The following is an 8,756-nucleotide window of genomic DNA, read 5'->3' as shown; positions in this document are numbered from 1 at the left end:
CGCGATAGCGGTGTGACATCCAGCATTGATGTTGACTGACACACCGCTATCGCGAGCAGGCTCACACCCACAGGGGAAGGTGTTTACCGGGCGAAATGGCGGGCGATCAGATGATCGATCGACAATTTCCCCGGCCCGGTCGCCATCAGGTACAGCAACACCGCCGCCCAAGTGCCATGGGTCGGGTAGGCGTCGGGGTACACGAACAGTTGAATGGTCAGGGTCATGCCCAGCAAGGCCAGCGCCGAAAATCGCGTGGCGAAGCCGATCAGGATCAGCATCGGGAAGACATGCTCGGCGAAGGCGGCCAGGTGCGCCGCCAGTTCCGGGGACAGCAATGGCACGTGGTACTCGCTCTGGAACAGCGGGATGGTCGAGTCCGCCAGATGCGGCACGCCAAGCTGGAAGGAGCCGTCAAACAGGTCGATGGCCAGGCCTTCGACCTTGGTTTGCCCGGACTTCCAGAACACTGCCGCAATCGAGAAGCGCGCGATAAAGGCGATCAGACTGCGGGGAATCATCTCCAGTAACGCGATGGCGCGAACGATGGGGTTCTGTGATTCGGTCCGGATGTTCATGGCGATACCTTGATGTTATGCAAGTGAGTGATGGCGTTGCGGCTGATCAGCAGCGCCAGGGTTTGGCTGAGGTCGAAGGCGGGGGCGGCTTCCAGCGCTTGCATCAGTGACTGGCCGTTTTGCAGATACTGGATGAACGAGCTGGCACCTTGATCGATGGCGAATACTTCAACGTCCAGGCCATTACGTAACACCAGCGCGTGTTGTCCCTGGCTCAGGTCAATCCCCGCCAGCGTTGTTTCCTGTTGATGCGCCGCCCAGATCGCCACCACCGCGAAGGCAGAACTCAACAGGTTGAGGGAGGGATGAAGTTCGACGGTGAGCTCGCTCAGGGCTTGCGGGTCGGCCAGTGCTGCGGCGATCTGCTCATGCTCCAGGGGCTGCGCATCGGCCGCGTGATACGCGATGACGCGCAGGCGCTCCAATCGGGCGACATCGGCCAGATACGGCACGCTGGCGGCGGGCGCAAAGCCTTCGATGAAGGCTGCGAAATCATGCCCGTAGTCATTCATCAGCGGGCTGCGGGGCGGGGAGCCGTGCACATGAACACCGGCCATGGCCCGGAAGAATTCATCGCCGACCAATTGCACAATCACGGGGTAACTGTCCGCCAACGCGTTGATCAGCGAGGCCTGCACATTGTTGCGATACACCGCGAAACGGCTGGCCGGATCGGCGCCATTGACGCTGAATAATCCGTCAGGGCAGGGCCGCTCCGGATCAAGCAGGGCGGCGGCGAAATCGGCGTGATTGCTCATGACCGGATCTCGGCGCATCGCAACAACTCATCGGCCTGACGCGCTTCGGCGTGTAATACGCCGAAGGCTGGCACCTGATTGTCGCGTTCGATCAGCGTTGCTACTGGTCCGACACGCTCCAGCACTTGCACGTACAGCGCCCACACGGCGTTGTCGATGGGCGCGCCGTGATCGTCGATCAACAGACGGTCACCGAGGCTGTCGGTGTCTTCGGCAAATCCGGCCAGATGAATCTCGCCGACGGCATGAAGGGGCAGGGCATCGATGTAGGCCACAGGATCGCGTTGATGATTGATGCTCGACACGTAAACGTTGTTCACGTCCAGCAACAGCCCGCAGCCTGTGCGGCGAATGACTTCGCTGATGAAGTCGGCCTCATCGATCGTCGAGCGTTTGAACGCCAGGTACGTCGCCGGGTTCTCCAGCAGCATTGGGCGTTTGAGAGTGGTTTGCACCTGGTCGATGTGTTCGCAGACGCGGTTCAACGTCGCGTTGTCGTAGGCCAGTGGCAGCAAGTCATTGAGAAACACCGGGCCATGGCTGGACCAGGCCAGGTGTTCGGAAAAGGAGTGGGGTTGATAGCGCTCGATCAGCTCGGCAAGGCGTTGCAGGTGTTGAACATCCAGCGGACCTTCGGCACCGATGGACAGGCCAACGCCATGCAGCGACAGCGGATACTGCTCGCGGATCAACCCCAGGTAATGATGAAAAGGGCCGCCGGCCACCATGTAGTTTTCGGCGTGGACTTCGAAGAAGCCGATGTCCGGCTTTGAACCGAGCACTTCACGCAAGTGCCCGGTCTTGAGCCCCAGCCCGGCGCGGGGCGGGAGCCCGAACAGTGAATTGTTCATGGTCGACACTCAGGCTGGGAGGCGGATCAGGCTTTGGCTTTGAAGGCTTCCATCTGACCGAAACCGGTCGGCGAGGTTTTGCTTTCGGTGGTGGCGCACGTGCCTTTCGGAACGAGTTTCCAGGCGTTTGCCTGGTGGTCCATCTTGGCAGTACCGGCGCAGGTGGTGCCTGCACCTGCGGCGCAATCGTTATGACCTTTCATGGCCACGCCGAAGCATTTTTCCATGTTGCTGTTGTCGGCGGCCTGGACGGTGGAGACAGCGGCCATGCTCAGCGCAGAACCAAGGGCCAGAACGAGGGCGGTGGCGGACAGCGTGCGGGTGGTAGCAGTCATGATGTTTCTCCGTTGTTTGAGTTTTGGTAAGCCGCATGTCTGCTGGCTTACCCCTCTAGAGAGAGGTCATCGTGATGCGTTACAGCCCAGTGCAAAACTTTTTTAAAAACCTCAAAACACCACCGACCCCTTGTGGGAGTGAGCCTGCTCGCGATAGCTGTTTCGCCTTCAACGGTTTTGTTGACTGACACTCCGCTATCGCGAGCAGGTTCGCTCCCACAGGGGGGCTTTATTGCCGTGAAGGTTTATGGCGGGCACAAAAAAACGGCCCGAAGGCCGTTTTTGTTTACCGCAATTGCTTAGCCGCCGAGATACGCTTCGCGCACTTTCGGATCAGTCAGCAGTGCTTCCCCCGTGCCGGTCATCACCACCCGGCCGTTCTCCAGAACGTAGGCACGGTCGGCAATTTTCAGCGCCTGGTTGGCGTTCTGCTCTACCAGAAACACCGTCACGCCATCCTTGCGCAGCTGTTCGATGATGTCGAAGATCTGCTGGATGATGATCGGTGCCAGGCCCAACGATGGCTCGTCGAGCAGCAGCAGTTTGGGTTTACTCATCAGCGCACGGCCGATGGCGAGCATTTGCTGTTCGCCGCCGGACATGGTGCCGCCGCGTTGGGCAAAGCGTTCTTTCAGGCGTGGGAAAAGTCCGAGAACCTTGTCCATCTGTTCCTGATAATCGCCCTTGCTGGTAAAGAATCCGCCCATGGACAGGTTCTCTTCCACGGTCAGGCGGGCGAACACTCGACGACCTTCCGGCACGACCGCAATGCTTTTACGCATGATCTGCGACGAGTCCTGGCCGACGAGCTCTTCACCCATGTAGCGGATGCTGCCGCTGTGGGCTTGCGGCGAACCGCAGAGGGTCATCAGCAAGGTCGACTTGCCGGCACCGTTGGCGCCGATCAGGGTCACGATCTCGCCCTGGCGGACTTCGACGTTGACGCTGTGCAGCGCCTGGATCTTGCCGTAGAAGGTGGAAACGTTTTCAAATTGCAGCATTTACGCTTCCCCCAGGTAGGCTTTGATCACTTCAGGATTGTCGCGGATCTGTTCCGGCGTGCCGTCGGCCAGAGGCGTGCCCTGGTTGATCACGACGATGTGGTCGGAAATGCTCATGACCAGTTTCATGTCGTGTTCGATCAGCAGCACGGTGACGTTGTGCTCTTCACGCAGCATGCTGATCAGCGCCTTGAGGTCCTCGGTTTCCTTCGGGTTCAGGCCGGCGGCCGGTTCGTCGAGCATGAGGATCCGCGGGCGGGTCATCATGCAGCGAGCGATTTCCAGACGGCGTTGCTGACCGTAGGCCAGGGTGCCGGCCGGGCGGTTGGCGAACTGCGTGAGGTTGACCTTGTCCAGCCAGAACTCGGCAAACTCCATGGCCTCGCGTTCGCTTTTGCGGAATGCCGGGGTCTTGAACAGACCAGACAGGAAGTTGGTGTTCAGGTGACGGTGTTGCGCGATCAAGAGGTTCTCGACCGCGGTCATGTCCTTGAACAACCGCACGTTCTGGAAGGTGCGCACCACGCCTTTGAGGGCGATCTTGTGGCCCGGCAGGCCTTCGATCGGCTCGCCGTCCAGCAGGATGCTGCCACCACTCGGCTTGTAAAAACCGGTCAGGCAGTTGAACACCGTGGTTTTGCCGGCGCCGTTAGGGCCGATCAATGCAACCACCTGTTTTTCTTTCACGGTCAGGGCCACGCCGTTGACCGCCAGCAAGCCGCCGAAGCGCATGCTCAGATTTTCGACTTTAAGGATCTCGCGGCTCATTTGCGCAGCTCCATGTGAGGACGTTGCATGGGCAGCAGGCCTTGAGGTCGCCAGATCATCATCAGCACCATCAATGCGCCGAACATCAACATGCGGTACTCACTGAACTCTCGCATCATTTCCGGCAGCAGAATCATCACCACGGCGGCCAGGATTACGCCCAACTGCGAGCCCATGCCACCCAATACGACGATGGCGAGGATGATCGCCGACTCGATGAAGGTGAACGACTCCGGTGTCACCAGGCCCTGACGGGCAGCGAAGAAACTGCCGGCGAAACCTGCGAAGGCGGCGCCCAGGGTGAAGGCGGAAAGCTTGATGACCGTAGGATTCAGACCCAGCGCACGGCAGGCGATCTCGTCTTCACGCAACGCTTCCCACGCACGGCCGATCGGCATGCGCAGCAAACGGTTGATCACGAACAGCGCAGCCAGGGCCAGCAACAGTGCAACCAGGTACAGGAAAATCACCTTGTTGATCGAGTTATAGGCCAGGCCGAAGTACTCGTGGAACGTCTGCATGCCCTCTGCCGCTTTGCGCTCGAAGGTGAGCCCGAAGAACGTCGGCTTCTCGATGTTGCTGATGCCGTTCGGGCCACCAGTGATATCGGTGAGGTTACGCAGGAACAGACGGATTATTTCACCAAAGCCCAGGGTCACGATCGCCAGGTAGTCGCCGCGCAGACGCAGTACCGGGAAGCCGAGCAGGAAACCGAAAGTGGCCGCCATCAGGCCGGCGATCGGCAGACAGATCCAGAAGCCCAGACCCAGATAGTGCGACAGCAATGCATAGCTGTACGCCCCGACGGCATAGAAGCCGACGTAACCCAGGTCGAGCAGGCCGGCCAGGCCGACCACGATGTTCAGGCCGAGGCCGAGCATCACGTAGATCAGCACCAGCGTGGCGATATCCACCGCACCGCGAGAGCCGAAGAACGGCCAGACCAGGGCACCGGCGATCAGCGCAATGATGATCCAGCGTTGGGTGGTCGGCAGGGTCAGGAAGTTACTGGCCTTGGCCGGAATCAACGGCATGTTGGGCGACGAGCGCCAGGCCGAGCTGATCTGTTGATCGAACAGCACCCGCAGGAACATCAGCACCGAGCACACCGCGATAGTGATCAGTGTGGCGCTGCTGGTGCCGTGCACTTCGAGGTGGATGCCGACGATGGTCAGTTTCAGACCCAGTACCGGGTAGGCCACGGCCCACACCAGCAAAGCACTGAACAGTGCCTGTTTAAGATTCCTAGTCATACTTTTTCAACCTCCGGACGGCCAAGGATGCCGGTCGGCCGGAACAACAGAACCAGAACCAACAAGCCGAAAGCCACGACGTCCTTGTACTGGTCGCCGAAGATATCGGCACCAAAGGCTTCCGCCACCCCTAATACCAGCCCGCCGAGCATGGCTCCCGGGATGCTGCCGATACCGCCCAGTACCGCTGCGGTGAACGCCTTGAGTCCAACGAGGAACCCGGCGTTCGGGTTGATCACACCGTATTGCATGCTCAACAAGACGGCCGCGATGGCCGCCAATGCGGCACCGATGACGAAGGTCAGGGCGATGATGTTGTTGGTATTGATGCCCAGCAAGTTGGCCATCTTGATGTCTTCGGCACAGGCGCGGCAGGCACGTCCGAGACGAGAGCGGGAGATGAACATTGTCAAGCCGAGCATGGCGACGAAGGTCACCACGAATACCACGATTTGCATGTAGGAAATCAGCACTTCATGTGCGCCACCTGGCCCGAAGGTGAAGCTGCCGGGGATCAGGTTGGCTATGGATTTGTCCTTGGAGTCTTGCGCCAGCAGAACCGTGTTCTGCAGGAAGATCGACATGCCGATGGCGGAAATCAGCGGGATCAGACGGTTGCTGCCGCGCAAAGGGCGGTAGGCGACGCGTTCGATGCTGTAACCGTAGGCACTGGTCACGACGATGGTCGCGATGAAAGCAGCGGTAATCAACAGCGGAACGCTGTCGAGTCCCAGCATGGCCAACCCGGCGATGGCGATGAACGCCACGTAGGAGCCGATCATGTACACCTCGCCGTGGGCGAAGTTGATCATTCCAATGATGCCGTAAACCATCGTATAGCCGATGGCGATCAGGGCATACGTACTGCCAATGGTCAGGCCATTAACCAGCTGTTGGAGGAAGTGATAGATGTCAGGCATTACAGCGCTCCTAAAAACCTGATACGCATTTCACTGGTGGAGTCATTTTCCCGCTCGAGCCCCGTGGATCTGCATCCACTTCGAACGCGAGGTTTGCCAGCGAACCGCTGATGACGGTTTTGAGATTTTCAGGTGGGGAGACTGGCGGATCACGCCAGCGCGGCCCAATACATTCGTAAAACAAAGCCCACGGCACGCCGTGGGCTTTATTGGCAGTCAGTCAGGCAACGCCTTACTGAGGCTTGGCTTCAGTTTTTGGTTTGCCGAAGTGCCACTCGTAAACCACAAATTTGAAGTCTTTCAGGTCGCCCTTGTCGTCGAAGCTCAGGTCGCCGGTAGGCGTCTTGAAGGTGCCTGCGTGGATGGCAGCAGCCACTTTGGCAGTGTCTTCGGACTTGGCGGCCTTGATGCCTTCGGCAATCACTTCCACAGCCGAGTAGGCCGGGAACACGAACGGACCGCTCGGGTCTTCTTTCTTCGCTTTGAACGCATCAGCCAGGGCGATGTTGGCCGGATCCTGGTCGAAGGATTTCGGCAGCGTCACCAGCAGACCTTCCGAAGCTTTCTGAGCGATCTGCGAGATCGAGTCGTTACCCACGCCTTCCGGACCCATGAACTTGGCTTTCAGGCCTTTTTCATCTGCCTGGCGCAGGATCAGACCCAGCTCAGGGTGGTAGCCACCGTAGTAAACGAAGTCGACGTTGGCTTGCTTGAGTTTCTGGATGATCGACGAGAAGTCCTTGTCGCCGGCGTTGATGCCTTCGAACACGGCAACCTTGGTGCCTTTTTTCTCGAGGGTTTGTTTAACGGCGGTGGCGATGCCTTCACCGTATTGCTGTTTGTCGTGCAGGACAGCAACGATCTTCGGTTTTACGAAGTCGGCGATGTAGTTACCGGCGGCAGGGCCTTGGGCGCTGTCCAGACCGATGGTGCGGAACACCATTTTGTAACCACGGGCGGTGATGTCCGGGCTGGTGGCAGCCGGGGTGATCATGATCACGCCTTCGTCTTCGTAAATGTCCGAAGCAGGTTGGGTGGAGCTGGAGCACAGGTGACCGACCACGAACTTGACGCCGTCGTTGACGACTTTGTTCGCGACCGCTACCGCTTGTTTTGGATCACAGGCGTCATCGTATTCAACGGCTTCGAGTTTCTTGCCGTCTACGCCGCCTTTGGCGTTGATCTGTTCGATGGCCATTTTGGCGCCACTGAACTGCATGTCGCCGTATTGGGCTACAGGGCCGGTTTTAGGGCCGGCGATGCCGATCTTGATGGTGTCAGCTGCGAACGAATGGCTGGCAACCCCGGCCAGAACCATAGCGGCAAACAGTTTGGAAATCTGCTTAGTAGCCTTAGTCATAGTGCTCCACTCTTACTGTTGTAGTTTTTATAGTCCTGGCGCCGTAGCAGCAGAACCGGGTCAGATATCTTCGATATCCTCCGGAAAATGCCCCCGACAACTGTACCGGTACAGTGTAGAGCGCCAATTGTTAGCCTGGGAAGCTGGCACCGGGGGGCAAAACCTGAGGGTGTCGCTTAATTGAAAGAAAAAGACAGAATAGCGGCGGGATGTTAGCTGGCTAATTGCTTGATTCAGCAGCATTCCCTGGCTTTCCTGCTCTTTTCTTTCGGTGACTCAATTGCATCCGGGTTTTTCTGCCAGACCACCGACGTTATCATTCGCGTCGATTTCTTTTCCGGACAGTGCCCATGAATGAAGAACCTAGCACCCTCTATGCCAAGCTGCTTGGTGAAACCGCATCTATTACGTGGAAAGAGTTGGAGCCCTTCTTTGCCAAGGGTGCCCTATTGTGGGTCGATCCCGGCCTGAATTTGATCGCTGCTGCCCAAGCTGTTGCGACGGATGAAGGCGAGAAAGTGGCTGCCTGGCTGGCTGCCGACAAGGTCGCCAAGCTGTCTGAAACGCGGGCGCTGGATCTTTTTGAACGCGACCCGCAGCTGTGGGCTGTGGTGGTTTCGCCGTGGATTCTGATCCAGGAAAGGGCGACGAGCTGACTGTTCGCACTTTATTGGTGCGCCTGGCGGGCGACCAAAAGTGTGTAGGTGAGTAGCGTGATGGCATGTTGCCGTAGAGAAAGGCCACAGAAGGGTCTTGGCGAGGGTGACGTAAACGTAACGGGAACAGTTTATTGAGCAGCCTTCGGGCTGCTTAATTGTTTCTGGATGTGGATTTTCCGGTGAATCCGATGCCGCCATCGCGAGCAGGCTCGCTCCCACAGTTAACCGCGTTTCTTCAGAAGAAATGCGATCCCTGAGGGAGCGAGCCTGCTC

Annotated in this window: 10 protein-coding genes; 1 reads left to right on the top strand and 9 read right to left on the bottom strand. The window is 58.5% G+C overall.

All coding sequences use genetic code 11. The annotated features are described in order from the left end of the window. Positions 1 to 83: 83 nt before the first annotated feature. The 9 genes from QMX98_RS28955 to QMX98_RS28915 form a co-directional block, all read right to left on the bottom strand. On the bottom strand, positions 84 to 578 hold the full coding sequence (locus QMX98_RS28955) for a DoxX family protein (RefSeq protein WP_077749563.1): 495 nt from the start codon (positions 576 to 578) through the stop codon (positions 84 to 86). Next, on the bottom strand, positions 575 to 1,336 hold the full coding sequence (locus QMX98_RS28950) for a DNA-binding domain-containing protein (protein ID WP_221108573.1): 762 nt from the start codon (positions 1,334 to 1,336) through the stop codon (positions 575 to 577). The genes QMX98_RS28955 and QMX98_RS28950 overlap by 4 nt, the downstream gene beginning before the upstream one ends. Then, positions 1,333 to 2,187, bottom strand: a complete 855-nt coding sequence (locus QMX98_RS28945) for a DUF692 domain-containing protein (RefSeq protein WP_282411759.1) — start codon at positions 2,185 to 2,187, stop codon at positions 1,333 to 1,335. Before QMX98_RS28945 ends, QMX98_RS28950 begins: the two co-directional genes overlap by 4 nt. 26 nt (positions 2,188 to 2,213) lie before the next feature. Further along, positions 2,214 to 2,522 carry a DUF2282 domain-containing protein gene (locus QMX98_RS28940; RefSeq protein ID WP_010462585.1) on the bottom strand — a complete coding sequence of 103 codons (309 nt, stop codon included), beginning with the start codon at positions 2,520 to 2,522 and terminating at the stop codon, positions 2,214 to 2,216. A gap of 299 nt (positions 2,523 to 2,821) precedes the next feature. Next, positions 2,822 to 3,523: an ABC transporter ATP-binding protein gene (locus QMX98_RS28935; RefSeq protein ID WP_010462583.1), complete on the bottom strand. Its 702-nt coding sequence runs from the start codon at positions 3,521 to 3,523 to the stop codon at positions 2,822 to 2,824. Further along, on the bottom strand, positions 3,524 to 4,291 hold the full coding sequence (gene livG / locus QMX98_RS28930; protein WP_010462581.1) for a high-affinity branched-chain amino acid ABC transporter ATP-binding protein LivG: 768 nt from the start codon (positions 4,289 to 4,291) through the stop codon (positions 3,524 to 3,526). After that, positions 4,288 to 5,544 carry a high-affinity branched-chain amino acid ABC transporter permease LivM gene (locus QMX98_RS28925; RefSeq protein ID WP_010462580.1) on the bottom strand — a complete coding sequence of 419 codons (1,257 nt, stop codon included), beginning with the start codon at positions 5,542 to 5,544 and terminating at the stop codon, positions 4,288 to 4,290. The genes livG and QMX98_RS28925 overlap by 4 nt, the downstream gene beginning before the upstream one ends. Continuing rightward, complete coding sequence (gene livH / locus QMX98_RS28920) at positions 5,541 to 6,464, bottom strand: high-affinity branched-chain amino acid ABC transporter permease LivH (RefSeq protein WP_010462578.1); 924 nt, start codon at positions 6,462 to 6,464, stop codon at positions 5,541 to 5,543. The genes QMX98_RS28925 and livH overlap by 4 nt, the downstream gene beginning before the upstream one ends. Positions 6,465 to 6,696: 232 nt before the next feature. Next, positions 6,697 to 7,824 carry a branched-chain amino acid ABC transporter substrate-binding protein gene (locus QMX98_RS28915; protein ID WP_010462576.1) on the bottom strand — a complete coding sequence of 376 codons (1,128 nt, stop codon included), beginning with the start codon at positions 7,822 to 7,824 and terminating at the stop codon, positions 6,697 to 6,699. A 350-nt stretch (positions 7,825 to 8,174) separates the two neighbouring features. Here QMX98_RS28915 and QMX98_RS28910 point away from each other — a divergent pair, with 350 nt between their 5' ends. After that, positions 8,175 to 8,480 carry a DUF2288 domain-containing protein gene (locus QMX98_RS28910; RefSeq protein ID WP_282411758.1) on the top strand — a complete coding sequence of 102 codons (306 nt, stop codon included), beginning with the start codon at positions 8,175 to 8,177 and terminating at the stop codon, positions 8,478 to 8,480. Positions 8,481 to 8,756: the final 276 nt, after the last annotated feature.

This window comes from Pseudomonas sp. PS02303, from assembly GCF_029959925.1.
Lineage (GTDB): Bacteria > Pseudomonadota > Gammaproteobacteria > Pseudomonadales > Pseudomonadaceae > Aquipseudomonas > Aquipseudomonas mandelii.
Note: the sequence above shows the minus strand (reverse complement) of the source record. Positions and strands in the feature narration are given on the sequence as shown.

Excerpts from the sequence above, each read along its gene's own strand:
- QMX98_RS28910 (WP_282411758.1), top strand. The coding sequence starts at position 8,175 with ATGAATGAAGAACCTAGCACCCTCTATGCCAAGCTGCTTGGTGAAACC.
- QMX98_RS28940 (WP_010462585.1), bottom strand. The coding sequence starts at position 2,522 with ATGACTGCTACCACCCGCACGCTGTCCGCCACCGCCCTCGTTCTGGCC.
- livH (WP_010462578.1), bottom strand. The coding sequence starts at position 6,464 with ATGCCTGACATCTATCACTTCCTCCAACAGCTGGTTAATGGCCTGACC.
- QMX98_RS28955 (WP_077749563.1), bottom strand. The coding sequence starts at position 578 with ATGAACATCCGGACCGAATCACAGAACCCCATCGTTCGCGCCATCGCG.
- QMX98_RS28945 (WP_282411759.1), bottom strand. The coding sequence starts at position 2,187 with ATGAACAATTCACTGTTCGGGCTCCCGCCCCGCGCCGGGCTGGGGCTC.
- QMX98_RS28925 (WP_010462580.1), bottom strand. The coding sequence starts at position 5,544 with ATGACTAGGAATCTTAAACAGGCACTGTTCAGTGCTTTGCTGGTGTGG.
- livG (WP_010462581.1), bottom strand. The coding sequence starts at position 4,291 with ATGAGCCGCGAGATCCTTAAAGTCGAAAATCTGAGCATGCGCTTCGGC.
- QMX98_RS28915 (WP_010462576.1), bottom strand. The coding sequence starts at position 7,824 with ATGACTAAGGCTACTAAGCAGATTTCCAAACTGTTTGCCGCTATGGTT.
- QMX98_RS28950 (WP_221108573.1), bottom strand. The coding sequence starts at position 1,336 with ATGAGCAATCACGCCGATTTCGCCGCCGCCCTGCTTGATCCGGAGCGG.
- QMX98_RS28935 (WP_010462583.1), bottom strand. The coding sequence starts at position 3,523 with ATGCTGCAATTTGAAAACGTTTCCACCTTCTACGGCAAGATCCAGGCG.